The following is a 25027-nucleotide window of genomic DNA, read 5'->3' as shown; positions in this document are numbered from 1 at the left end:
CGGGTCCGCGGCCGACCGCGGGCCCGGAGGGGCGGCCGTCAGTCGTTGGCGTGCAGGGCGGCGTTCAGTTCGATGCCCCGGCCGGTGCGCTGCTTCGCCTCCAGCGCCCCGGTGACCGAGTTGCGCCAGAACAGCAGCCCGTCCACGCCGGAGAGCTCGCGGGCCTTGACCACCCGGCCGTCCGGCAGCGTGATCTTCGACGCGGCGGTGATGTAGCACCCGGCCTCGACCACGCAGTCGTCGCCGAGGGAGATCCCGACACCGGCGTTCGCGCCGATCAGGCTCCGCTCGCCGATGCGCACCTTCTCGGTGCCGCCGCCGGAGAGGGTGCCCATGATGGAGGCGCCGCCGCCGATGTCGGAGCCGTCGCCGACCAGCACGCCCTGCACGATCCGCCCCTCGACCATCGAGGTGCCGAGCGTGCCGGCGTTGAAGTTGACGAAGCCCTCGTGCATGACCGTGGTGCCGGCGGCGAGGTGCGCGCCGAGCCGCACCCGGTCGGCGTCCGCGATCCGGACACCGGAGGGCACCACGTAGTCGGTCATCCGGGGGAACTTGTCCACCCCGTGGACGGCCAGGTGGCGGCCGGCCGCCCGCTCGATGACCCGCAGCTCGTCCACCCGCTCCGGCGGGCACGGCCCGGCGGAGGTCCACGCGACGTTCGCCAGCTTGCCGAAGATGCCGTCGAGGTTCAGCTCGTTGGGACGCACCAGGCGGTGCGAGAGCAGGTGCAGCCGCAGGTACGCGTCGGCGGCGTCCTTGATCGGGTCGTCCAGCGAGCCGATCACGGTGACCACCTGGACGGTACGCAGCCCGGGCAGCACCCGGTCGCCGACCGCCCCCGGCGGCAGGTCCAGCACGTCCGCCTCGTCCTCGCCGGCGACCAGCGGCAGCTCGCCGAGCCCCAGCTTGCCGGTCGGGTACCAGGTGTCGAGCACCTGGTCGTCAGCGGTCACGGTGGCCAGGCCGATGCCCCAGGCGGATTCGGACGTCACTGATTCACCTCTCGTTCGTGGCTGCGGGTCGCCGGTTCCCCTCGCGCCCCCGCGCGGCCGCGTCCCACGCCGGTCGCCCGGGGAACGCTCGCTCCTCGCGCTCACCCGACCTGACGGTACCGTGCGAACCATGGAGAACCCGCTGACCCCCGAGGTCCTGGCCGATCCGGTGGCCCTGACCCGTGCGCTGGTCGACATAGAGTCCGTGTCCCTCGACGAGAAGGCCATCGCCGACTGCGTGGAGGAGGTGCTGCGGGGCGTGCCGCACCTGACCACCTACCGGCACGGCAACACGGTGATGGCGCGGACCGACCTGGGTCGGGACCAGCGGATCGTGCTCGCCGGCCACCTGGACACGGTGCCGCTGAACAACAACTTCCCGTCGAGCATGCGCGGCGACCTGATGTACGGCTGCGGCACCTCCGACATGAAGTCCGGGGTGGCGTACGCGCTGCACCTGGCGGTGACGCTGCCGGACCCGCGCTACGACGTGACGTACTTCTTCTACGAGGCCGAGGAGATCGAGTCGAAGTACAACGGCCTCTTCCTCGTCGCCGAGGCGCACCCGGAGTGGCTGGAGGCGGACTTCGCGGTGCTGCTGGAGCCGACGTACGGGATCGTCGAGGCGGGCTGCCAGGGCACCATGCGGGTGATCGTCACCACCACCGGCGTACGCGCCCACTCGGCCCGCTCGTGGCACGGAGTGAACGCGATCCACGCGGCGGGCGAGGTGCTCGACCGGCTGACCCGGTACGAGGCGCGGCGCGTCACCATCGACGGCTGCGACTACCGGGAGGGGATGAACGCGGTCCGCATCAACGGCGGCGTGGCCGGCAACGTGGTGCCGGACCGGTGCGAAGTCGAGGTCAACTACCGGTTCGCGCCGGACCGTACGCCGGCCGAGGCCGAGGCGCACGTGCGGGAGGTCTTCGCCGGCTTCGACGTGCGGGTCACCGACTCGGCCGCCGGTGCCCCGCCCGGGCTGGAGGCGGCCCCGGCCCGGGAGTTCCTCGCGGCGGTCGGTGCCGCCCCGATCGGCAAGCTGGGCTGGACGGACGTGGCCCGGTTCGCGGCGATGGGCATCCCGGCCCTGAACTTCGGCCCCGGCGACCCGAACCTGGCCCACCACCCGGACGAGCACGTCGAGATCAGCAAGATCCGGGACGGCGCCGCCACGCTGCACCGCTGGCTCGCCCCCGCCTGACGGCCTCCTGGGCGGTCGTCCCGGCGCCTGCCGGCCGCCCGCCCCCGGTGGCCGCCCCATGTGCGACCGGGAGGCCCGCGTCGGCCGGGCGGTGCCCGGTGACGCGAACCTCCCGGTCGCGGGTCGTCGGTGCGGTCGGACGGTGCTGGTGCGGTCAGACGGTGGCGGACGCGTCGGCGGTGGGCCGGGCGTCGGCCGGACCGCCCTGGTCGGCGGCGGACGGCTCCATCAGGCGGGCGCGGCGGCGCTCGGCCACCACGTCGCGGATCCGGCGCTGCATCTGTCGCCGGATCCGGATCATCTCGCTGTTGCTGATCACGCTGGCTCCTCCCCCGAAGGCGCGCGCCGGGGCATACCCGGTATGTGAATAGTAAGACGTACGGGCGACCGAATTAGTTGCCCATGATCCGGAACTAATTTCCGGGCTCGTCGCCCCGCGCACCCGGCGGGTGTCGCTCCACTACGGTTGCTCCCATGGGTCAGAGCAACGGGCGGGAGGCCGGCCGCGAGCCGGGACGGGAACGGCACCGGGGGGCCGTGACACTGCGTCGGCAGGCGATCCCGAGCAGCACCGCCGACCAGCGCCTGCTCGACTCGCGGGGGCGCGGCGACTGGAAGACCAAGGACGCCTGGCGGGCCCTGCGCATCCTCTCCGAGTTCGTGGAGGGCTTCGACACCCTCGCCGACCTGCCCCCGGCGGTGAGCGTCTTCGGCTCCGCCCGCAGCCGGCCGGAGAGCCCGGAGTGCCGGCTGGCCGAGGCGCTGGGCGGGGCCCTGGCCCGGGCAGGCTACGCGGTGATCACCGGCGGCGGGCCGGGCGTGATGGAGGCGGCCAACCGGGGTGCCAGCGAGGCGGGCGGGCTATCCGTCGGGCTCGGCATCGAGCTTCCCTTCGAGCAGGGCCTCAACGACTGGGTCGACCTGGCGATCGACTTCCGCTACTTCTTCGCCCGCAAGACGATGTTCGTCAAGTACGCGCAGGCGTTCGTCGTGCTGCCCGGCGGGTTCGGCACCATGGACGAGCTCTTCGAGGCGCTCACCCTGGTGCAGACGGGCAAGGTCACCCGGTTCCCGGTGGTGCTGATGGGCGCCGACTACTGGCGTGGCCTGCTCGACTGGTTGCGGGACACCATGGCCGCCGACGGCAAGATCGGGTCGATCGACCTGGAACTGATCTGCGTGACCGACGACGTCGACGCGGCGGTCCGGCACATCGTGGAGGCCGAGGCCGCGCTCTCCGCCGAGCAGGAGGCGGTCCGCGAGGAGGCCGTGGCCGTCGCCGCCGCCGAGCAGCAGGCCGCCGCCACGGCCGGGGCGGCGACCGGCGGCGGGTCGACCGGCGGCGCCGACGTGCCCGGCGGCGCCACGTCGGGTGGCGGTGCGTCGGGTGGCGGTGCGTCGGGTGGCGGTGCGTCGGCCGGGGCCGCGTCGGCCGGGCAGCGCCGGGCGGGCGACGCGAGCGGGGAGCGCTGAGGCGTGGCGGCGATCTGCGTGTTCTGCGCCTCCTCCCGTACGCTCGACCGCCGCTGGCTCGACCTCGCGGCCGAGACGGGCGCGGAGATCGCCCGGCGTGGGCACACGCTGGTCAGCGGGGGTGGGTGCGTCGGCATGATGGGCGCGTTGGCGGACGGCGCGCGGGCCGCCGGCGGGCGGACGATCGGGGTGATCCCGCAGTCGCTGGTCGACCTGGAGGTCGCCGACCTGGCGTCGGACGAGCTGCTCGTGACCGACTCGATGGCCAGTCGCAAGACTCTGATGATCGACAAGTCGGACGCGTTCCTCACGCTGCCCGGCGGCCTCGGCACCCTCGACGAGCTGTTCGAGGTCTGGACGACGGCGACGCTCGCCCTGCACGCCAAGCCGATGGTGCTGGTCGACACCGACGGCTTCTACCGCCCGATGCTCGACTGGCTGCGCGCCCTGGCCGACCAGACCTTCCTCAAGCCCGCCGGGCTCGACCTGCTCACCGTGACCGACACGGTCCCCGCCGCCCTGGACGCCCTCGAACTCCGCCTGACCTGAGCCACCCCCACCCTGCTCCGTTCCGCGCCGTGCGGGGCGGGGCGGGGTGGCGGGGTGGGGGTGTCGTACCGGCGTGGTGGGATGGGGGGATGCAGGCGTACCGGCTGGTGCGCCGGCCCGCCGAGGCGGCCCCGGGGGGCCACCGGTCCGGTGGGCCGGCCCGGGGGGACGGGCGGCCAGGTGGGCCGGCCGGCGGTGCCGCGCACCGGGGGACGGCGCGGCTGACCGACCCGCGCCAGGCGGAGGTCGTCGCGCACACCGACGGGCCGATGCTGGTGCTCGGCGGCCCCGGCACGGGCAAGACCAGCACCCTGGTCGAGGCGGTCGCCGCGCGGGTGGCCGAGGGCGTCGACCCGGAGCGGATCCTGGTGCTCACCTTCGGCCGCCGGGGCGCCACCGCGCTGCGCCAGCGGATCGAGGCCCGGGCCGCCGGGGGCGGGCACCGCGTGCTGCGCGAGCCGCTGGTGCGCACCTTCCCGGCGTACGCCTTCGGGCTGCTGCGCCGGGCCGCGGCCGAGCGGGGAGAGCCGTCCCCCCGGCTGCTCACCGGCCCCGAGCAGGATCTGATCATCCGCGAGCTGCTCGACGTGGTCGGCGAGGAACCGGGCGACGACCCGGTCGGCTGGCCGGAGGACCTGCGCCCCGCGCTGCGCACCCGGGCTTTCGCGGCACAACTGCGCGACCTGCTGATGCGCGCCGCCGAGCGCGGGGTCGGCCCCGTCGAGCTGGCCCGGCTGGGCGAGAAGCTCGGCCGCGCCGACTGGCCGGCCGCCGCGCGCTTCCTCCGGGAGTACGTGGCCGTGCTCGCCCTGCGCGACGTCAGCAACCGCGGCTCCGTCGCATACGACCCGGCCGAGCTGGTCCGGGCCGCCACCGGGATGCTGCTCGACGACCCCGAGCTGCTCGCGGCCGAGCGACGCCGGCTGGCGTACGTCTACGTCGACGAGCTGGCCGACACCGATCCCGCCCAGCAGGAACTGCTCGCGACGGTGGCCGGCGGCGGCAAGTCCCTCGTCGCGTTCGCCGACCCTGATTCGTCCACGTACGCCTTCCGCGGCGCGGACCCCGCCGTGGTGACCACGTTCCCGCACCGCTTCCGCACCGCCTCCGGGGCGCCCGCGGCGCAGGTGGTGCTGACCACCTCCTACCGGGCCGGCCCCCGGCTGCTCGCCGCGTCCGGCCGGCTGGCGCGGCGGCTGCGCGGTCCGGCGGCGCACCGCAGGCTGCACCCGCTGCCCGCCGCGCCACCGGGCTCGGTGGAGGTGCGCACCTTCCGCTCGGCCACCAGCGAGGCGGCCTGGCTGGCCCACGCCCTGCGCGAGGCGCACCTGCTCGGCGGCGTGCCGTGGTCGGAGATGGCCGTGCTGGTGCGGTCCACCGGGCGGCAGCTGCCCTCGCTGCAACGCGCGCTGCACGCCGCCGGGGTGCCCACCGTGGTGCACGGCGAGGACCTGCCGCTGCACCTGCAACCGGCGGTCGCGCCGCTGCTGCTCCTGTTGCGCTGCGCGCTGGAGCCCGAGCGGCTCGACGAGGAGGCCGCCGTCGCCCTGCTGCACTCGCCGCTCGGCGGCGCCGATCCGCTGGCCGAGCGGCGGCTGCGGCAGGGGCTGCGGGCCCTGGCGCTGGCCGCCGGCGACCGCCGGCCCTCGGGCGAGCTGATCGTCGAGGCGCTGCGCGACCCGGCCGAGCTGGCCGGTATCGAGCGGCGCTGGGCCGAGCCGGCGCAGACGGTGGCCGGCCTGCTGGCCGTCGCCCGGGAGACCGCCGCCCGGCCCGGCGCCACCGCGGAGGACGTGCTGTGGGCGGTCTGGCGGGCCAGCGGGTTGGCCGAGCTGTGGTCCGCCGCGATCGGCCGGGGCCAGACGGTGGCCGGCGAGGGGGACGTGGCCCGGCGCCGGCGCGCCGAGGCCGCCGACCGGGACCTCGATGCCGTGATGGTGCTCTTCGACGCGGCGGCCCGGTTCACGGACCGGCTGCCCGGCGCGCGCACCGAGGTCTTCCTCGACCACGTCCTCGGCCAGGACCTGCCGGCTGACACGATCGCCCCCACCGCCGACCGGGGTGAGGCGGTCCGGCTGCTCACCGCGCACGCCGCGAAGGGGCTGGAGTGGGACCTGGTGGCGGTCGCCGGGGTGCAGGAGGGCGTCTGGCCCGACCTGCGGCTGCGCGGCAGCCTGCTCGGCTCCGAGCGGCTGGTCGACGTGCTCGCCGGCCGGGCGGCCGGCGCCGGCACGGTGGCCACCCTGGTCGGGCAGACCTCGGCGCTGCTCGACGAGGAGCGGCGGCTGTTCCACGTGGCGGTCACCCGGGCCCGGCGTCGACTGCTGGTCAGCGCGGTCGCCTCCGCCGCTGTCGGCGGCGACGACCACGAGGAACAGCCGAGCCGTTTCCTCTACGAGCTGGGCCCGACCGACCCGCCCGCGCCGGACGACGGCTCCCCGCCCGGCCGGCCGGACCCGTCCGGGCCGACGCAGGCCGGTGACCCCGCGGCGCCGACTTCGGCCGAGCCGGCGCGGGCCGGTTCGACGTCGGGCGGGTCGAGCCCGGACCGGCCAGGAGCCGGGGCGGGGGCGGGCGACGGCCCGGTGACGGCGGCCGAGGAGGAACCGGACCGGCCGAGGACGCTGCCGGTGAGCCGGCCGCCCCGCGCGCTCACCCTGCCGGCGCTGGTCGCGGAGTTGCGTACGGCGGTCAGCGACCCGGACGCGCCCTACGCCCGGCGGCAGGCGGCGGCGGCCGAGTTGGCCCGCCTCGCGGCCGCCGGGGTGGCCGGCGCGCACCCGGACGACTGGTGGGGGCTGCGGCAGCTCTCCGACGACCGCCCGCTCGTCGGCGAGGGGGAGCCGGTCCGGGTCACCCCGTCGGGCATGGAGAGCGCGCTGCGGTGCAGCCTGCGCTGGCTGCTGGAGCGGCACGGCGGCAGCGCCCCGGCCAGCGCCGCCCAGGGGGTCGGCAACCTCGTGCACGCCGCCGCGATGCTCGCCGAGGACGCGAGCGTCGACCGGGGCGCCCTGCTGGACTACGTCGCCGCCCGGTTCGACGCGATCGAGCTGGCCGCCCGCTGGATGGTCGGGCCCGAGCGGGCCCGCGCCGAGGGGATGGTCGACAAGCTGCTGCGCTGGCTGGCGGCCAACCCGCGCCGGCTGCTCGCGATCGAGCACGAGTTCGCGGTGCGCCTCGACGACCCGCACCGGCCCGTCGAGCTGGTCGGCCGGGTGGACCGGCTGGAGGTCGACGCCGACGGCCGGCTGGTCGTGATCGACCTGAAGACCGGGAAGTCCACCGCGGTCACCGCGCACGACCTGGCCGAGCACCCGCAGCTCGGTGCGTACCAGGCGGCGGTCGAGGCGGGAGCGTTCGCCGAGTTCGGCGAGGAGTCCGGCGGGGCGGCGCTCGTGCAGCTCGGCACCGGGGCGAAGGACGCGAAGGAGCAGAGCCAGCCACCGGCCGGGGAGGGCCCGGAGGCCGGCTGGGCGACCGCGCTGGTGCGGCGCACCGCCGATACGATGGCCGCCGCCACGTTCGCCGCCGTCGCCAACTCGAAGTGCCGGGTCTGCCCGGTGCGGTCGAGCTGCCCTGTGTCCGGGCAGGGCCGCCAGGTGGTCGAGCCGCCGACCGCCCGCCGCCCCGACCAACCGTGAGCCTGAGGATGAGGTTGCGAGCCCGGCGGCCGCGAGCCAGGACGGCACCGTGAGTGTGAGGAGTGAGTTTGCGAGCCCCGCAGTCGCGAACTGAGGCGGAGCGGTGACCCAGCCCGCCCTGTTCGGCACGGCGACACCGGCGCCCCGGGTCGCCGACGCCGGCCCCCGGTACACGCCGGTGGAGCTGGCGAAGCTGCTGCGGCTGCCGGCGCCCACCCGGGAGCAGGCGGCCATCATCGCCGCGCCCGTGGAGCCCCTGCTGGTGGTCGCGGGCGCGGGCTCGGGCAAGACCGAGACGATGGCGGCCCGGGTGGTCTGGCTGGTCGCCAACTCGCACGTGCGGCCGGAGCAGGTGCTCGGGCTCACCTTCACCCGCAAGGCCGCCGGCGAGCTGGCGCACCGGGTGCGTACGCGGCTCGACCAGTTGGTGCGGCGGCTGGGGCGGCGGGGGCGGGACCCGCTCGACGACCCGCTGGCGGGGGAGCCGACCGTCTCCACCTACCACTCGTACGCGGGCCGGATCGTCACCGAGCACGGGCTGCGGGCCGGCTACGAGCCGTCCACCCGGCTGCTCACCGAGGCGTCCCGCTGGCAGCTCGTCGACCTGCTGGTGCGCAACTACGACGGCGACATGTCCGAGGTGGACCGGATGCCGAGCACGGTCACCGACGCCGTGCTGGCGCTCGCCGGCGAGCTGGACGAGCACCTGGTCGACCCGGACGAGCTGGCCGCCTGGACGGGCCGGTTCTTCGCCGAGGTGCAGGCCCGCCCCGGCCGGGTCTACGCCGACGTGCGCAAGGCCCTGGCCCTCCAGCAGACCCGGCTGAAGCTGCTCCCGCTGGTGCGCGCGTACGCCCGGCGGAAGGAGGACTTCGAGGCGATGGACTTCGCCGACCAGCTCGCCCGGGCGGCCCGGGTGGCCCGGGACCACCCGGGGGTCGGCGAGATCGAGCGGGACCGCTTCCGGGTGGTGCTGCTGGACGAGTACCAGGACACCAGCCACGCCCAGGTGGTGCTGCTCAACGCGCTGTTCGGCGGCGGGCACCCGGTGACCGCGGTCGGTGACCCGTGCCAGTCGATCTACGGCTGGCGGGGGGCGAGCGCCGGCACCCTGGACCGCTTCCCCACGGAGTTCGCCCGCGCCGACGGCGCGCCGGCCGAGGTGCTCGGCCTCACCACGAGCTGGCGCAACCGCCCCGAGATCCTCGGCGTCGCCAACGCCCTGGCCACCCCGCTGCGGGCCGCCGGCGCCCGGGTGCCGGAGCTGCACGCCGCGATGAGCGTCAAGGACCCGGTGCCGCACCGCAGCGCCCGCGGCGCCGCCGGCGGCACCGTCCACTGCGCCCTGCTCCCGACGTACGCCGACGAGGCCGACTGGATCGCCGACAGCGTGCTGCACGCCTGGCGCGGGGCGGCTGCCATGCCCGGGGCGCTGCCCGAGCACATCCCGGTGCCGCTGCGGCCGACGACGGCCGTGCTCGTGCGGCTGCGCAGTCAGATCCCCGCGATCGAGTCGGCACTGCGCGAGCGCGGGCTGCCCGTCGAGGTGGTCGGCCTGGGCGGCCTGCTGGACACCCCCGAGGTGCGCGACGTGGTGTGCACGCTGCGGGTGCTGGCGGACCCGACGGACGGGGCGGCCCTGCTGCGGCTGCTGACCGGGGCGCGCTGGCGGATCGGCCCGCGTGACCTGGTGGCTCTGCACCGGCGGGCGAAGGGCATCGCCGCCGCCCGGCGGAAGCTCGCCGACGACGGCAGCCCGGAGATCACCCCCGACCTGCTCGACGAGGCGACCCTGGTCGAGGCGCTGGCCGACCTCGGCCCGGCGCAGGCGTACTCGGCGGAGGGCTACGCGCGGCTGCGCGCGTACGCCCGGGAGCTGGGGCTGCTGCGCTACCGGCTGGACCAGTCCCTGCCGGAGCTGATCGCGGACATCGAGCGCACGATCGGCCTGGACGTGGAGGTGGCCGTACGCGCCGGCCGGGACGGCGCCGGGGACGCCGGCCTGGCCCGGGGCCACCTGGACGCGCTCGGCGACGTCGCCGCCCGGTTCGGCGGCGAGACGCCGGGCGCCACCCTGTCGGGCTTCCTGGCCTACCTCGCCGCCGCCGAGGACGAGGAGCGCGGCCTCAGCCCGGGCGAGGTGGAGGTGGTCGAGGGGGCGGTGCAGATCCTCACCGCGCACGCCGCGAAGGGCCTGGAGTGGGACGTGGTCGCGGTGGCCGGGCTGAGCCGGGGCGTGTGGCCGGGGCCGGTGCGCAACTCCGACCACTGGCTGGGCGGGCTCGGGGTGCTGCCGTTCCCGCTGCGCGGCGACGCCGACGGGCTGCCCGAGCTGGGCCTGGGCGGCACCGAGGACCAGCGCGGGGTGGCCCGGGCGCTGGAGGACTTCACCGACGCCTGGCGGGCGCACGACGAGCGGGAGGAGCGCCGGCTGGCGTACGTGGCGGTGACCCGGCCCCGCCGGCTGCTGCTCTGCTCCGGCCACTGGTGGGGGGAGGGGACCAAGCGGCCGCGCGGCCCGTCGGTGCTGCTGCGGGAGGTGCACGACGCCTGCCTGGACGGCCGCGCGGGGCACCTGGTCGACGAGTGGGCGCCGGAGCCGCCGGGCGACGCGGTCAACCCGACCACCGAGGTGGTGCTCCGCGCCGAGTGGCCGGCCGATCCGCTCGGCGCCCGCCGCCCGGCACTGGCCGAGGCAGCCGTCCTGGTCCGCCGCTTCCTCGCCGACGGCGACGCGGCGGGCCGCCCGCCGGCCGGCGGGCGGGGCGCGGCCGGCCCGGAACCCGGTGACGGGGCGGGCCCGGAACGGCCGGCCGACGGCGACGACGCCGCCGGGGCGGGAGCTGAGCCGCCGGCCGGCGACCCGGACCTCGCGCGGTGGCGGCGGGAGGCCGACCTGCTGCTCGCCGAGCGGGCCGAGCTGACCCGGCAGGCCGGCGCGGTCGAGGTGGCGCTGCCCGGGCAGCTCTCGGTGACCCAGCTGGTGGCGCTGCGCCGGGATCCGGCGGCGCTGGCCCGGGCGCTGCGCCGTCCGGTGCCCACCGAGCCGAGCCCGTACGCCCGCCGGGGCACCGCCTTCCACACATGGCTGGAGCAGCGGTTCGGCGCCGACCGGCTGCTCGACCTGGACGAGCTGCCGGGCGCGGCCGACGCGGACGCCGCGCCTGACGAGGCGCTCGCCGAACTCCAGGAGCGCTTCCTGGCCAGCGAGTGGGCCGACCGGGTGCCGGTCGAGGTGGAGGTGCCGTTCGCCACGGTGATCGCCGGGGTGGTGGTGCGGGGCCGGATGGACGCGGTCTTCGCCCGCCCCGGCGGGCGGTTCGACGTGGTCGACTGGAAGACCGGCCGGCAGCCGGCCGGACCCGCCGCCGAGGTGGCCGCGGTGCAGCTCGCGGTCTACCGGCTGGCCTGGGCGGAGCTGGCCGGGGTGCCGGTGGAGCGGGTCGGCGCGGCGTTCCACTACGTGCGCGACGACGTCACCGTGCGCCCGGCCGACCTGCTCGACGTCGACGGGCTCACCGCGCTGATCACCTCGGTGCCGGAAAACCCGGCAGACGATGGTCATCCGGCGAATCCGTGATAGGTTGGTCGGGTTGCAGTTATGGTTCCCAGAGACTCTGTGTGCGCCTGGAGGATTGTGGCCCCAGGCGCTCTTTGTTGTGTCCGGAGTTCTCCGGGCGGGGCGACCAGAAGCGACAGGCGAGTCAGGCAGTTCCGCCTGGCGCGCTCCTCTTCGGGCCCGCAACAGGTGCGGGCCCGACGTTCCGTCAAGGAGACGAGACAAAAATGGCTATTGGCACCGTCAAGTGGTTCAACGCTGACAAGGGCTTCGGCTTCATCACCCCGGACGGCGGCGGCGCCGACGTCTTCGCCCACTTCTCGGCCATCCAGACCTCCGGCTACCGGAGCCTGGACGAGAACCAGCGGGTCGAGTTCGAGGTGACCCAGGGCCAGAAGGGCCCGCAGGCGGAGAACATCCGCCCGCTCTGATCTTCGGATCTTCGCGTAACACCCACCGCGCCCTCCGGGCGTGGTGACGGGACCGGTCCGCCCCGCCGTCCACCTGCGTACGCAGGCGGCGGAACGCGGCGGCGGGCCGGCCCGTACCCCTTTCGGTTCGTGCTTGTGAGTCACCCGCGGCCTGGTCCGCCGGTGACAGCGCCGCCTTTGGCGCCCTCCCTCGACACGTGCCGCGTCGAGGAAGGCTTCCGCATGACCACCGTCGTACCGTCGTTCGCCCATACCGGGCTGGCCCCGGCGCTGCTCGCCGAGCTGGCCGCCCAGGGCATCACCGAGCCGTTCCCGATCCAGGCGGCGACGCTGCCGGACTCGCTCGCCGGCCGGGACGTGCTCGGCCGGGGCCGTACCGGCTCCGGCAAGACCCTCGCCTTCGGGCTCCCCGTGCTGTCGCGCACCGCCGGCCGCCGGGCCCGCCCGGGCCGGCCGCTGGCCCTGGTGCTGGTGCCGACCCGGGAGCTGGCTCAGCAGGTCACCACCGCACTCGACCCGTACGCCCGGGCCGTCGGGCTGCGCTGCGCCACCGTCGTCGGCGGCCTGTCGCTGCAGCGCCAGGCGGACGCCCTGCGCGCGGGCGCCGAACTGGTCGTGGCCACCCCCGGGCGGCTGCACGACCTGATCAACCGCGGCGACGCCCGGCTGGACCAGGTCGCGATCACCGTGCTCGACGAGGCCGACCAGATGGCCGACATGGGCTTCCTGCCGCAGGTGACGAAGCTGCTGGAGCAGGTCGCCCCGGACGGGCAGCGGATGCTCTTCTCGGCCACTCTGGACGGCGGCGTGGACAAGCTGGTCCGCCGCTTCCTCACCGACCCGGTCTCGCACTCGGTCGACCCGGGCACCGCCACCGTGACCGCGATGACCCACCACGTCCTGCACGTCGACGCGGCGGACAAGCCGGCCGCGCTGACCTGGATCGCCGCCCGCGAGGGACGCACCATCCTGTTCATGGGCACCAAGCACCGCGCCGACCGGGTCGCCCGCCAACTGTTGGCCAAGGGCGTACGCGCGGCCGCGCTGCACGGCGGCAAGTCGCAGCCGCAGCGCACCCGGATCCTGGAGCAGTTCCGCACGGGGCAGGTGACCGCGCTGGTCGCCACCGACGTGGCGGCCCGGGGCATCCACGTCGACGGGCTGGACCTGGTGGTCAACGTGGACCCGCCCACCGAGGCGAAGGACTACCTGCACCGCGGTGGGCGTACCGCCCGGGCGGGGGAGTCGGGCACGGTGGTCACCCTGGTCCTGCCCGAGCAGCGCCGGGACGTGTCCCGGCTGATGAGCACTGCCGGCATCCGCCCCGAGTCCGTCCAGGTACGCCCCGGCGACGAGGCACTGGCCCGGGTGACCGGCGCCCGTGAGCCGTCCGGGGTGCCGGTGACGATCGCGCCGCCCCCGCCGCAGGCCGCCGCCGCCACGTCGGCCGCCGGACGCTCGGGTGGCCGGGCCGGCGAGGGCGGGCGTGCCGGCGAGGGTGGCCGGTCTCCGCACCGCGCCTCGGGGCGGCCCCGCCGGCCGCGGCGGCCCCGGACGCCCCGCGCCTCCTGACGCCCGCCCGCCCTCGGCCCGGCCCGGTCGGTCTCGGGTGTGGGCAGGCACCCGTACCGGACCGGTCGTGACGGTCCGTGAACACCCGTTCCAGACCGGCGCCGGCTGAGTCGGGAATCAGCGGACGTTACGTCCGATCGGTGACTGTTCCGGTGGCCGGTGGTGGTGGAAGCTGGGGGCCGGGGGGAACGACCCGGGCGGGACCGCCCGGCGCGGGAGGGGTGATCATGGCGAGCGACGTCGGCACGGGCGCGGTGCGTGAACTGCTGCTGGTGCTCGCGGTCGCGCTCGCCGGGCTGCTGCTCGCCATGGTCGCGGTCTTCACGCCGTGGCACGCCACCCCGGACGGGGCCGCTCCGGCCGCTCCGGTCGAGCTGCACAGCCCGACCGGGGGGCCGACCACCATCGCCGGCTGACTCACCGCCGTCGCCGTGAGCCACCGCCGTCGCCCCGGGCCGCGCCGTCGCCCTGGGCCATTGCCGTCGCCCAGCGCCGCCCGCTGGGCCGCCAGCGCCGCCCGCTGGGCCGCCAGCGCCGCCCGCTGGGCCGCCAGCGCCGCCCGCTGGGCCGCCACCGTCCGAGCGCCGCGGCGGGGCCGCCGCCGGGAGCCGGCGGTCAGCGGGTGGGGGTCTGCCGCGTGTCAACCGCCGGGTGCTGCGTGCCCAGCAGGTCGGCGAGGGTGGTCCGGTCGACCACCAGGGCGACCGCCCCGTGCACGGCCAGCCAGACGTCCCGGAGGCCGGTCGCCGCGCCCCGGTAGCCGGCCTGTTCGGCCGGCAGCCCGCGGACCGTCGTCAGCGATCCGCCCACCGCGCGGAGCACGTCGCCGACGCTGATCTCGGCCGCGGGGCGGGCGAGGGTGTACCCGCCGTCCGTGCCGCGGTGGCTGTGCAGCAGGCCGGCCCGGCGCAGGTCGACCAGGATGCCCTGGAGGAAGCTCAGCGGGATGTCCTGGCGGCCGGCCAGGGCTGCGGCCTTGACCAGCCCGCCGCCGCCGACCGGGTCGGCGGCGGCGACGGCGAGCATGGCCTGGAGCGCGTAGTCGCTGCGCGCGGAGACGTACACGTCACTGACCGGCCTGGTCCAGCACGCCCCAGCGGCGCCGGATCGCCTTGTCGGCCGCCCCGAACGCGGCGTCGACCACCAGGCCCAGGACCAGGATCACGATCATGGTGGAGATCAGCCAGGGCGAGTCCGACAGCTCCCGGGAGTAGGTCAGCTGGGCGCCCAGCGAGGTCTGCGAGATGCCGACCACGATCAGCTCGCCGGCCATCAGGCTGCGCCAGGAGAACGCCCAGCCCTGCTTGAGGCCGGCCACGATGGCCGGCAGCGCGGCGGGCGCGATGACGTACCGGTACAGGTTCAGCCCCCGGGCGCCGAGGTTGCGGCCGGCGCGCAGCAGCAGCGGCGGCACGTAGTCCACACCGGCGATCACGCCGTTGGCGATGGACGGCGCGGCGCCGAGCACCACCACGAAGAAGATCGCCTTCTCGCTCAGCTCGAAGAGCAGGATCGCCAGCGGGAACCAGGCGATCGAGGGCATGGTCTGCAGTGCCGTGATCATCGAGCCGATCGCCGCCCGCAGGATCCGCGACCGGGCCACCGCGAGGCCGACCAGCAGGCCCACGGCGACCGAGAACACGTAGCCGACCGCCGCCCGGCGCAGCGTGGTGGCGAGTCCGTCCCAGAGCTGGACGCCGCTGACCTGCCGGAGCAGTTCCTGCCCGACGGCGGCCGGGCCGGGCAACGCGTACTCGGGCTTCCAGCCGGTCCAGACCACGACCTGCCACGCGCCGACGGCGATGCTGAGCGCGGCCAGCTTCGGCCAGGTCGCGGCCCAGAGCCGGGCGGCCCGCGGCCGGCTCTGCTCCCGGCCGGCCAGTTCCAGGGCGTCCAGCCCCGAGATCTCCGCGTCGGTACGCGGGACGGCGGCGAGGGTGTCACCGGCCATGGCGGCCCACCTCCGTACGCAGGCGGTCGGTGACCTCGGCGGCGACCGCGGCGACCTCGGGGGAGTCGATGCGTCGCGGCCGGGGCACGTCGACCGGGGTGGACCAGATGATCCGGCCGGGTCGGCTGGAGAGCAGGATGATCCGGTCGGCGAGCCGGGCCGCCTCGCGGACGTTGTGCGTCACGAAGAGCACGGTGAGCCGCCGCTCGGCCCAGATCCGTTCCAGCTCGTCGTGCAGGATGTCGCGGGTCATCGCGTCCAGCGCGCCGAACGGCTCGTCCATCAGCAGCACCGGCGTGTCCAGGGCGAGGGTGCGGGCCAGCGCCACCCGCTGGCGCATGCCGCCGGAGAGCTCGTGGGGGCGCTTGCGGCCGAAGTCGGCCAGGTGCACCGTGCCCAGCAGTTCGGCGACCCGTTCCCGGCGCGCGGCCCGGGGCAGCCCGCGCAGCCTGAGCGGCACCTCGACGTTGCCCTCGACGGTCAGCCAGGGGAAGAGGGCCGGCTCCTGGAACATCAACCCCGGCTCGACCCCCTCGCCGAGGGCGATCCGCCCGCCGCTGGGCCGGTCCAGGCCGGCCACGAGGTTGAGCAGCGTGCTCTTGCCGCAGCCGGAGGCTCCGACCAGGCAGACGAACTCGCCGGGCGCGACGTCGAGGGAGACCCCGTCCAGGGCGAGGACGGCGTTCGGCCCGCGCCCGTACACCTTGGTGACGCCGTGCAGCGCGACCGGGCCGGTCGCGCTGCGGGGCGCCGTCGTGGTCGACGTCATGGTTGCACGACCTCGGCCTTGCCCTGGCCCTTGAGCACCTCGTTGAGGTGCGTCAGGTCGTAGAGCCCGTCGAGGCTGACCGGCTGGGTCAGCCCGACCGCGACGGCGTGGTCGAGCCCGGTCTTCAGCGAGGAGGCGATGGGGTCGTTGGTGAACTCCAGCGTCGGCCAGGCCTGCTTGATCAGCTTGAGGTCCAGCGGCTTGCCGCTGATCTTGCCGATGTGGTCGGAGACGGCCTGCTGCGACTCGTCGGGCTTGCCGTTGACGAACTCGTTCGCCGCCACCTGCCCCTCGACCAGCTTCTTCACCACGTCGGGGTGGGCCTTGAGGAACTTGGTGCTGACGATCAGGTTGGTGATCACGAACTTGCCGTCCGGCCAGAGGTCGCGCTCGTCGACGAGCACCTTCCCGCCGGCGTTGACCAGCCGGGAGACGAACGGCTCGGGCACCCAGGCGCCGTCGATCGCCCCACTGCCGAACGTCTCCACCGTCTGGGCGTTCTCCTGCGGGACGATCTTGACGTCGCCGCCGCCCTCCTTGGTCGTCGTGAGGCCCTTCTCCTTGAGCCAGTGGCGGATCGCCACGTCCTGCGTGTTGCCGAGCTGCGGGGTGGCGATCTTCTTGCCCCGCAGTTGCTCGACCGACGTGATCTCCGGCTTCACCACGAGCGCGACGCCACCGGAGGCCGCGCCGGAGACGACCCGGACGGCCTCGCCCTTGGACTTCGAGAAGGCGTTCACGGTGGGGTTCGGGCCGATGTACGTGGCGTCGAGCGCGCCGGAGAAGATCGCCTCGATCGCGGCGGGGCCGGCGTTGAAGGTCTTCGTCTCCAGCGTGACGCCGGTGCCGAGCTTCTCGGCGAAGATGCCCTTCTCCACGCCGACCACCGCCGGCGCGTGGGTGATGTTGGGAAAGTAGCCGAGCCGCAGGGTCACCGGGCCGGAGCCGCCACCCGCGCTCTCGCTGTCGTCGCCGCAGGCGGCGGCGGTGCCCAGGGTCGCCGCGCCGACGACGGCGAGGGTGGCCAGGGAGACCAACCGACGCATGGGGAGCCGTCTCATCGTCCATCCAATCCGCAGTATTCCTACTTAGTTGGTAGGAAGAGTGGGTCAGGTGGTGGGCTGGCGTCAAGGGTCAACCACATGACGGGACTGGCGTCTCAGCAAAGGCGGCAATCTATACCCGTTGGATGGGTTTCGTGGCCGCCGGGCCCGGCGTCGCCGCCGGCTGCCGGGACCGGCGGGCGCGCCGGTTGGTACGCCGGCCGCGGCGGCTGGCCGAAGGTCGGCGATGGCGCGGGTGCCGACGCGCTAGGGTCGATCCCGTGGCGGCGCGGAGATCGAGAATTCCAGCGACGAAGTACCCGGTCGAGCGGTTCACCCTCGACAACGGCCTGCGGGTGGTCCTGACCCCCGACCGCAGCGCCCCGGTGATCGGGGTGGCGGTGGTCTACGACGTCGGCATCCGCTCGGAACCGGAGGGGCGCACCGGCTTCGCCCACCTCTTCGAGCACCTGATGTTCCAGGGCTCGGAGAACCTGGAGAAGCTGGCCCACTTCCGGCACGTGCAGGGGGCGGGCGGCACCTTCAACGGCTCGACCCACCTCGACTACACCGACTACTTCGAGACGCTGCCGAGCAACGCCTTGGAGCGGGCGCTGTTCCTGGAGGCCGACCGGATGCGTGGCCCGCGGCTGACCGAGGAGAACCTGCGCAACCAGGTCGACGTGGTCAAGGAGGAGATCCGGGTCAACGTGCTCAACCGGCCGTACGGGGGCTTCCCCTGGCTGACCCTGCCGCCGGTCATGTTCGACACGTTCCCGAACGCGCACGACGGCTACGGCTCCTTCGTCGACCTGGAATCGGCCACCGTCGCCGACGCCGCCGACTTCTTCCGCCGCTACTACGCCAGCGGCAACGCGGTGCTGGCCGTCAGCGGCGACATCGACGTCGCCGAGGCGACCGCGCTGGTCGAGCGGCACTTCGGCGACGTGCCGGCCCGGCCCGCGCCGGAGCGGCCCGACTTCGCCGAGCCCGACCTGACTGCGGAGCGGCGCACCTCGTACACCGACAGGCTGGCCCCGCTGCCGGCGGTGGCCGGCGCCTGGCGGGTGCCCGACCCGGTCACCGACTTCGCCGGCTACCTGCCGTACGTCGTGCTGGCCGAGGTGCTCACCGACGGCGACGCCTCCCGGCTGGTGGAGCGGCTGGTGCAGCGGGACCGGGCGGTGACCAGCCTCGGCGGTTACCTCGGCTTCATGGGCGACCCGTTCGACGTGCGGGACCCGACGGCGCTGCTGCTCCAGGCGCACCTGCCGCCCGGCGGGGACGTGGACAAGGTGCTGCGCACCATCGACGAGGAGCTGGACCGGCTGGCCACCGACGGTCTGACGGAGGGCGAGCTGGCCCGCACCCAGGCCCGGATGGCGACCCACCTGCTGCGCGACACCGACGCGGTGCTCGGCCGGGCGCTGCGGATGGCCGTGCTGGAGCAGCAGCGCGGCGAGCCGGGGCTGCTCAACGACCTGCCCCGGCTCGTGGGCGAGGTCACCGACGAGCAGGTCCGGGCCGCCGCGGCCACCCTGCGGCCCGAGCGCCGCGCGTCCATCGAGGTCATCGCCGGAGGCGCCCGATGAGCGCGAGGAGTGAGCCGGGTCTGCGAGCCCCGCAGTCGCGAACGGAGGAAGGCCGATGACGGCAACCGCACAGGCCGGGCCGCGGGAGCTGCCGCCGCTCGGCCCGAACCGCAGGCTCAAGCTGCCGAAGCAGGCCGAGCGCACGCTGGGCAACGGGCTGACCGTGATCGCCGTACGCCGGCCGGCGGTGCCCCTGGTCGAGCTGCGGCTCTGGATGCCCTTCGGTCGCAGCCACCTCGCCCGGGGCGCGATGCTCGCCCAGACCCTGCTCTCCGGCACCGAGGGCATGTCCAGCGTGCAGATCGCCGCCGAGCTGCAGAAGGTCGGCGGCGGGCTGTCCGCCGGGATCGACCCGGACCGGCTGATGCTCTCCGGCGCCGGCCTGGTCACCGGGCTGGACCGGATGCTGGAGATCCTCGCCGACGTGCTCACCGGCGCGACCTACCCGAACGAGGACGTGGCGACCGAGCGGGACCGGCTGGTCGACCGGATCCAGGTCGCGCAGAGCCAGCCCTCGCACCTGGCCCGCACTGCCCTGCTCAAGCGGGTCTACGGCACGCACCCGTACGCGGTGCAGACGCCGGACCCGGAGGCGGTCCGCGCGGTCCGGCCGGGGGTGTTGCGCACCCTGCACGCCCAGCGGGTGCACCCCGCCGACGCGGTGCTGGTGCTGGTCGGCGACGTGCAGCCGGAGCGGGCGCTGGACGCCGCCGAGAAGGCCCTGTCGGGGTGGAACGGCGCCGGGCACACCGCCGACCTGCCGCCCGCCCCGCCGCTGGAGCCCGGGCCGCTGCTGCTGGTCGACCGGCCGGGGTCGGTGCAGTCCTCGCTGCGCATCGCGCTGCCGGCGGTGCCCCGCACCCATCCCGACCACGCCGCGTTGCAACTGGCCAACCTGGTCTTCGGCGGCTACTTCTCCTCCCGCTGGGTGGAGAACATCCGCGAGGACAAGGGCTACACCTACGGCCCCCACTCGCTCGTCGAGCACTCGGTGGCCGGGTCGGTGCTGGTCGCCGCCGCCGAGGTGGCCACCGAGGTCACCGGGCCGGCGCTGCTGGAGACGACGTACGAGCTGGGCCGGCTGGCCAGCCTCCCGCCCCGGGAGGACGAGCTGGAACAGGCCCGCCAGTACGCGCTCGGCACCCTCCAGCTCGGCATGTCCACCCAGGCCGGGCTGGCCTCGCTGACCAGCGCGTACGCCGGCAACGGGCTGCGGCTGGAGTTCCTGGCCGAGCACGCCGCCCGGCTGGCGAAGGCCACCGTGGCCGACGTGGCCGAGGTGGCGGCCCGCTACCTCGCCCCGGCCCGTGCGGTGACCGTGGTGCTCGGCGACGCCGAGCGGATCGCACCCCAGCTCGCCGCGCTCACCCCGGTCGTCACCGAGCCGGCGCGGCCGTGAGCGGGGAGCCCACGCCGCCGCTGGCCCGCTCCACCCTGGACCGGGCGGCGCACCGGCGCACGGATCCGGGGTGGCTGGCGCAGGCGTGGGCCGGGGCGCGGGTGCTGGTGCTCGACTCCGGCGACGAGGGCCGGGCGCTCGTGCGCACCGACACGTCGCCGCCGGCGTTGGTGCTGCTGGATTCGGCCGACCTGCCGCCGGCGGCGTCCCCGATGTTCCTCGGCGTCGAGCCCGACGGCGTGCCGGTCTTCGCCGTGGACGCCCCGCTGCCGGCGGTGCCCGGCGCCCGGCCGGCGCACCTGCGCGAGGTCGGTCACCTGCTGGTCGACCGGGACGCCGGGCTGTTCACCACCGCGCTGGCGCTGGTCAACTGGCACCTGCGGCACCGTTACTCGTCGGCCACGGGGCATCCGACGGAGGTGGACGAGGCCGGCTGGTCCCGCGTCGACCGGGCCGGGGAGCGGATCTGGCCGCGTACCGACCCGGCGATGATCGTGCTGGTGCACGACGGCGTGCCGGGGCCGGGCGGGCGGTGCCTGCTCGGCAACAACGCCACCTGGCCGCAGACCCCCGGCGAGCGCCGCTTCTCCTGCCTGGCGGGCTACGTCGAGCCGGGGGAGTCGGCCGAGGCCGCCGTGCTGCGCGAGGTCCGCGAGGAGGTCGGTGTCCCGGTCGAGGACATCGCGTACGCGGGCAGCCAGGCGTGGCCGTTCCCCGGCTCGCTGATGCTGGGCTTCCTCGCCACGGCCGACCCGGAGCACCCGGTGCGGCTCGACCCGGCGGAGATCGCCTACGCCCGGTGGTTCACCCGCACCGAGATCGGGGCGGCCCTGGCGGGGCGGCCGGTGGATGTGGGCGGCGCCCGGCTGGTCCTGCCGCCGCGGTCGTCCATCGCACTGTTCCTGATCCACCGCTGGCTCGACGGCCACTGCTGAACCGGCACCTGCGGGGCCGGGCCGGTGACCGCGCGAACGTGCGGTCCCGGCCCGTGGCCGCCGTTGCCGCGACGGTCACGGGCCGGGAACACGGGCCGTCGTGGTCGGCTGGGCAAGGAACGCGGCGGGGGAGCCGGTCGGCCACGACGGACGTCTCGGAGGGGTCAGCTGCCCCGGTCGCTTCGTGTTCGCCAGCCGAGGGCCGGCTCGTCGAGCGGGAGCACCTTGACCCGCTGTTTTCCGGAGCGGACCGCGCCCACCGTGGACAGGGCCCGGGCCAGCAGCAGCGCGGCGTCCCGGTCCTCGGCGTGCACGATCTGTCGGCGTGGTTCGGGCGTGGTGGTCTCGTCCCGCAGGCGGCCGCCGCACGCCCAGGCGGCGACGATGTCCACGTCGGCGGCGGCGCGGATGTCGGTGCGAACGATCAGGAAACGCATGTGGGTCTCCGGATGAACCGCGACGGTGGGGAACGGGTGGAAGTTCCACGTCACTCTGTCGCCATGCTACGCCGCCCGAGGGTCTCAGCAAGTGAAACACGACGATCGGTGCGGAGCCTCGTCCGATCAGCGGATGCCTGGTCAACGCGGACGCGGGCCGGAAACGCGGCGGGGCCGCCGGCATCGTGCCGGCGGCCCCGCGACGGTCGGCGGATCAGTTCAGATCGAACTGTCCGTTCTTGGCGCCGGCGATGAAGCCCAGCCAGCCCGCCCGGTTGAACAGCAGCACCGGGCCGCCCTGGTCCTTGCTGTCCCGCAGGGCCACCGCGGCCGGCCCCGTCCCCAGTGGCGCGACCTCGACGCAGTTCGAGGTCTGGCTGCGCGTGCTCTTGCGCCACGGGGCGTCGGCGAGCCGCGCGCGGACGGACGGCGTGTTGCGGATCTGGTTCATGGTCTCACTCCTGAGGTGAACTGCACCGATGGAACGAGTGGCGTCGCACGACCCGACGGTGGCCCCCCGTGATCACCGTTCCGTCAGGCGCCCGGAGTGCCGGCGGCGTTGGGTCGGCGCCGTTGCCGACCCGTACGCCACCGTGGACGCGGTCGCCGTGCCGGGCAGCCGTCCCGTCGCCTCGATCAGCCAGGAGAGGGTGTCCGATGCGGAGAGCGCCGCCGTGCATAACCACTCGAACACCACTTTATAGCGATTTAGCGCGTTTACCTCGGTCGACATGACGTCGGTGAACCCCCCTTCGATGGCCAGCGTCTCCGGATCGAGGGGGTCCGCGAAGCGGTATACGGAGAACGCCGTCGGCGGGAGGTACCAGTTGGCGATCCGGGTGTCGCGGGGCAGCACGTGCAGCGTGATGTTCGGCAGCATCGCCAGCTCGCAGAGCTGCCCCAACTGCTCGCGCAGCACCTCGGGCGGCGCGGTCCGGACGCCGAGCGCCGCCTCCTCCAGCACCGCCGTGTAGCGGGGTGCGTCGGGCGTGCGGGTCAGCAGCGACTGGCGGGCCAGCCGGGCTTGCACCTCGGTGTCGATGTCCTCCCCGGCCTCCGGGTCGCCCGCCTCCTCGTCGACCTGGCGGGCCGAGGCGATCCGCACCGACGCGTAGCCCGGCGTCTGGAGCAGGCCCGGGACCAGGACCGGGTTGTACTCGGAGATCTCCGCGCAGCCCGCCTCCAGCTCGGCGAAGCTGCGCTGCTGCTGGGTCATCACCGGGTAGTTCTTCAGCCAACCGCGGATGTCGCCGGCCTCCTGGGTGATGCCGAGGAGTTCCTCGCGCAGCGCCCGCTCGGCGCCGTAGAGGTCGAGCAGGACGCGGACGTCGTCGGGATCCGGACGGCTGCGGCCGTTCTCCAGGCGGGACAACTTGGACGCGGAGGCCCAGCCGATCCGCTCGATGACCTGGTCCCCGGTGAGACCGCTGGCCTCGCGCAACCGGCGCAGTTCGGTGCCCAACCTGCGACGGCGCAGGATCGGGCTGGGTGAGGCAGGAGGCACGACGTCCTCTTTTCCGTGGACCGCCACAGACGCGACGGTAACTGTATGAAGTTCGCCCCCCACGGTCAGTATGGACGGCGCAACCCCCGCCGGAGGTCCCGGCGGGGGCGTGTCTCGCAGAAAAGAGGACCGTGGAAGGGCGTGGCGGCCGGTCCGACGCCGTCCCGACCCGGCCGTGCGACTCCCGACCGCGTCGAGACGCGCACCACCCCGCCGGAGGGACCCATGCGCACCGTCCTGCGCCGCCCGGATTTCCGCCTGCTCTTCGGCGGCCTGCTCGCCAGCATGGCCGCCGAGTCGATCCTGCTGCTCGCCCTCGCCATCTGGGTGAAGGACCTGACCGGGTCGGACGGGCTGGCCGGAGCCACCATCTTCGCGGTCATCGCGCCGATGACACTGGCCCCGCTGGTCGGATGGTTCGTCGACCGCTACCCGCGCCGCCCGTTCTTCGTGGCGGCGAACCTGGTGACGGCGGTGCTGCTCACCCCGCTGTTAGCCGTCCACGACCGGGCCGACGTGTGGATCATCTACGCGGTGGCGGCCCTGTACGGCCTGTCGTACATCACGCTCAGCGCCGCGCTCAGCGGCCTGATCCGGCAGCTCGTGCCGCTGGACCTGCTGGCCGAGGCCAACGGCGTGCTCCAGACCGTACGCCAGGGGCTGCGGCTGATCGGCCCGCTGGCCGGCGCCGGCCTCTACGCCGCCGTCGGCGGGTGGATGCTGGCCGCGATCGGGGTGGTCGGGTTCCTGTCCGCCGCAGCCGTGGTCGGGGCGCTGCGGACGACGGAGTCACCGCCCGCCGGGCCCGGGTCGCGCTGGCTCGCGGAGGTGGGCGCCGGGCTGCGACACCTGGCCCGGGAGCCGGCGCTGCGTCGGGCGCTGTTCGGCTACGGGCTGGGCTCGCTGGCGATGGGTTTCAGCGAGTCGTTGATCTTCGCGTACGTCGACCGGGGTCTCGGCCGGGACGCCGCGTTCGTCGGCGTGCTGGTCACCGTGCAGGGGGTCGGCGGGCTGGTCGGGGGGCTGCTCTCCCCGGCGGTGGTGCGCCGGGCGGGCGAGGTGGGCACGCTCGCCGCCGGGGTGGCGTTCTTCGGGCCGGCCTCGCTGGCGCTGACGTACCCGAACCTCTGGCTCGGCTTCGTCGCGGTGCTGCTGGCCGGGGTGTCGTTGCCGCTGACCATGGTCGGCCTGCACACGCTCATCCAGCGACGCACCCCGCCCGGGTTGCTCGGCCGGGTCGCGGCGGCCTCGGAGGCCGTGGTGAGCGGCCCGCAGGCGTTCTCCATCGGCGCCGGGGCGCTGCTCGTCGGGGCGCTGGACTACCGCCTGCTCTTCGCCCTGATCGGCCTGGCCACCCTGCTCGCCGGCGGCTACCTCTGGCACGGCCGCACCCTCAGCCCCCCGCCGGTGGCCCGGATCCCCGCCCCGCGACGCCCGGCCGACCGGCCCGGTCCCGCCGACGGGCTCGCCCCGGCCGACCGGCTCGCCCCCGCAGGGCAGGAGGTCGTCGGCACGGGCCGCCCGCGGCGGGGGCGGTGACGGCTCCCGGCGGGGTCGCCCCCGCGTCCGGCCGCCCGGGCCGCCGGACGCGACGAGCGGCCGGCCCGTCCGGGCCGGCCGCTCGTCGGCGGGTGGTGCGCCAGGTCAGGCGGACAGGCCGGCCAGGTGCTGCTTGACCTGCGTGATCGAGGGGTTGGTCAGGGCGCTGCCGTCGGCGAAGCGCAGCGTCGGGACGGTCTGGTTGCCGCCGTTGACGCTCATCACGAACTCCGCGGCCTTCGGGTCCTGCTCGATGTCGACCACCTCGTACCCGATGCCCTCCCGGTCGAGCTGCGACTTCAGCCGGTGGCAGTAGCCGCACCAGGGGGTGGAATACAGCGTCAGCATGGTCAGATCCTCCAACGGTCCGCCCGGCGGCTTGCCGATCAAGCCCAGGCTAACCGCTGCAACGCCCGGCGGAGCTGAGACAATTC

The 25027-nt window shown here is 75.1% G+C and carries 21 protein-coding genes and 1 pseudogene; 12 read left to right on the top strand and 10 right to left on the bottom strand.

Features of this window, described 5'->3' with window-relative positions:
- Positions 1–38: 38 nt before the first annotated feature.
- Entirely contained in the window at positions 39–995 is a 957-nt protein-coding gene (gene dapD / locus ABT006_RS07365) for a 2,3,4,5-tetrahydropyridine-2,6-dicarboxylate N-succinyltransferase (RefSeq protein ID WP_350703870.1), read from the bottom strand.
- A 130-nt stretch (positions 996–1125) separates the two neighbouring features.
- On the opposite strand from dapD, the gene dapE reads away from it, so the two are divergent.
- Complete coding sequence (gene dapE, locus ABT006_RS07360; protein ID WP_350703868.1) at positions 1126–2199, top strand: succinyl-diaminopimelate desuccinylase; 1074 nt, start codon at positions 1126–1128, stop codon at positions 2197–2199.
- Positions 2200–2353: 154 nt separating this feature from the next.
- Here dapE and ABT006_RS07355 read toward each other — a convergent pair whose 3' ends face one another.
- Positions 2354–2518 (bottom strand): hypothetical protein, encoded by a 165-nt coding sequence (locus tag ABT006_RS07355; protein WP_350703867.1) that lies wholly within the window; start codon positions 2516–2518, stop codon positions 2354–2356.
- 155 nt (positions 2519–2673) lie between these two features.
- Between ABT006_RS07355 and ABT006_RS07350 the strand changes: the two are divergent.
- The 7 genes and pseudogenes from ABT006_RS07350 to ABT006_RS07320 form a co-directional block, all read left to right on the top strand.
- A pseudogene (locus tag ABT006_RS07350) lies at positions 2674–3513 on the top strand (LOG family protein); the annotation flags it as partial.
- Positions 3514–3675: 162 nt separating this feature from the next.
- A complete protein-coding gene (locus ABT006_RS07345) occupies positions 3676–4221 on the top strand; it encodes an LOG family protein (protein WP_350703865.1) in 546 nt (181 codons plus the stop codon).
- A gap of 89 nt (positions 4222–4310) precedes the next feature.
- The gene (locus ABT006_RS07340; RefSeq protein ID WP_350703864.1) at positions 4311–7862 is read left to right on the top strand and encodes an ATP-dependent helicase; all 3552 of its coding nucleotides are present in this window, start codon (positions 4311–4313) and stop codon (positions 7860–7862) included.
- 103 nt (positions 7863–7965) lie between these two features.
- Positions 7966–11442, top strand: coding sequence for an ATP-dependent helicase (locus ABT006_RS07335; RefSeq protein WP_350703862.1), 3477 nt, complete (start codon positions 7966–7968; stop codon positions 11440–11442).
- A gap of 206 nt (positions 11443–11648) precedes the next feature.
- Positions 11649–11852, top strand: a complete 204-nt coding sequence (locus ABT006_RS07330) for a cold-shock protein (RefSeq protein ID WP_067374184.1) — start codon at positions 11649–11651, stop codon at positions 11850–11852.
- A gap of 222 nt (positions 11853–12074) precedes the next feature.
- Positions 12075–13424, top strand: a complete 1350-nt coding sequence (locus ABT006_RS07325) for a DEAD/DEAH box helicase (protein ID WP_350703860.1) — start codon at positions 12075–12077, stop codon at positions 13422–13424.
- Positions 13425–13651: 227 nt separating this feature from the next.
- Entirely contained in the window at positions 13652–13840 is a 189-nt protein-coding gene (locus ABT006_RS07320; RefSeq protein WP_350703858.1) for a hypothetical protein, read from the top strand.
- Between the two features lie 199 nt (positions 13841–14039).
- On the opposite strand, the gene ABT006_RS07315 is transcribed toward ABT006_RS07320, so the two are convergent.
- Genes ABT006_RS07315 through ABT006_RS07300 form a run of 4 tightly spaced genes read right to left on the bottom strand, consistent with a single transcriptional unit; the run spans position 14040 to position 17205 of the window.
- On the bottom strand, positions 14040–14489 hold the full coding sequence (locus tag ABT006_RS07315; RefSeq protein ID WP_350703856.1) for an RrF2 family transcriptional regulator: 450 nt from the start codon (positions 14487–14489) through the stop codon (positions 14040–14042).
- 1 nt (position 14490) lies between these two features.
- Positions 14491–15375, bottom strand: coding sequence for an ABC transporter permease (locus tag ABT006_RS07310; RefSeq protein ID WP_350703854.1), 885 nt, complete (start codon positions 15373–15375; stop codon positions 14491–14493).
- Entirely contained in the window at positions 15365–16144 is a 780-nt protein-coding gene (locus ABT006_RS07305; protein WP_350703852.1) for an ABC transporter ATP-binding protein, read from the bottom strand. Before ABT006_RS07305 ends, ABT006_RS07310 begins: the two co-directional genes overlap by 11 nt.
- Positions 16141–17205, bottom strand: a complete 1065-nt coding sequence (locus ABT006_RS07300; RefSeq protein WP_350703850.1) for an ABC transporter substrate-binding protein — start codon at positions 17203–17205, stop codon at positions 16141–16143. The genes ABT006_RS07305 and ABT006_RS07300 overlap by 4 nt, the downstream gene beginning before the upstream one ends.
- 263 nt (positions 17206–17468) lie before the next feature.
- Between ABT006_RS07300 and ABT006_RS07295 the strand changes: the two genes are divergently transcribed.
- The 3 genes from ABT006_RS07295 to nudC are packed head-to-tail and all read left to right on the top strand — an operon-like array spanning position 17469 to position 21113.
- Positions 17469–18779 (top strand): M16 family metallopeptidase, encoded by a 1311-nt coding sequence (locus tag ABT006_RS07295; RefSeq protein ID WP_350703848.1) that lies wholly within the window; start codon positions 17469–17471, stop codon positions 18777–18779.
- 55 nt (positions 18780–18834) lie between these two features.
- On the top strand, positions 18835–20178 hold the full coding sequence (locus tag ABT006_RS07290; RefSeq protein WP_350703846.1) for a M16 family metallopeptidase: 1344 nt from the start codon (positions 18835–18837) through the stop codon (positions 20176–20178).
- Complete coding sequence (gene nudC / locus ABT006_RS07285; protein ID WP_350703844.1) at positions 20175–21113, top strand: NAD(+) diphosphatase; 939 nt, start codon at positions 20175–20177, stop codon at positions 21111–21113. Before ABT006_RS07290 ends, nudC begins: the two co-directional genes overlap by 4 nt.
- A 164-nt stretch (positions 21114–21277) precedes the next feature.
- Here nudC and ABT006_RS07280 read toward each other — a convergent pair whose 3' ends face one another.
- The 3 genes from ABT006_RS07280 to ABT006_RS07270 all read right to left on the bottom strand — a co-directional run bounded on the left by ABT006_RS07280 (position 21278) and on the right by ABT006_RS07270 (position 23054).
- Positions 21278–21550, bottom strand: coding sequence for a hypothetical protein (locus tag ABT006_RS07280; RefSeq protein WP_350704157.1), 273 nt, complete (start codon positions 21548–21550; stop codon positions 21278–21280).
- A gap of 214 nt (positions 21551–21764) precedes the next feature.
- Complete coding sequence (locus ABT006_RS07275) at positions 21765–22001, bottom strand: DUF397 domain-containing protein (protein WP_350703842.1); 237 nt, start codon at positions 21999–22001, stop codon at positions 21765–21767.
- A gap of 72 nt (positions 22002–22073) precedes the next feature.
- On the bottom strand, positions 22074–23054 hold the full coding sequence (locus ABT006_RS07270; RefSeq protein WP_350703840.1) for a helix-turn-helix domain-containing protein: 981 nt from the start codon (positions 23052–23054) through the stop codon (positions 22074–22076).
- Between the two features lie 225 nt (positions 23055–23279).
- Between ABT006_RS07270 and ABT006_RS07265 the strand changes: the two genes are divergently transcribed.
- Positions 23280–24593, top strand: a complete 1314-nt coding sequence (locus tag ABT006_RS07265) for an MFS transporter (RefSeq protein WP_350703839.1) — start codon at positions 23280–23282, stop codon at positions 24591–24593.
- 105 nt (positions 24594–24698) lie between these two features.
- On the opposite strand, the gene ABT006_RS07260 is transcribed toward ABT006_RS07265, so the two are convergent.
- Positions 24699–24941 carry a mycoredoxin gene (locus ABT006_RS07260; protein ID WP_350703837.1) on the bottom strand — a complete coding sequence of 81 codons (243 nt, stop codon included), beginning with the start codon at positions 24939–24941 and terminating at the stop codon, positions 24699–24701.
- Positions 24942–25027: the final 86 nt, after the last annotated feature.

Source organism: Micromonospora sp. NPDC002717 (assembly GCF_040295705.1).
In the GTDB taxonomy this organism is placed as follows: domain Bacteria; phylum Actinomycetota; class Actinomycetes; order Mycobacteriales; family Micromonosporaceae; genus Micromonospora.
Note: the sequence above shows the minus strand (reverse complement) of the source record. Positions and strands in the feature narration are given on the sequence as shown.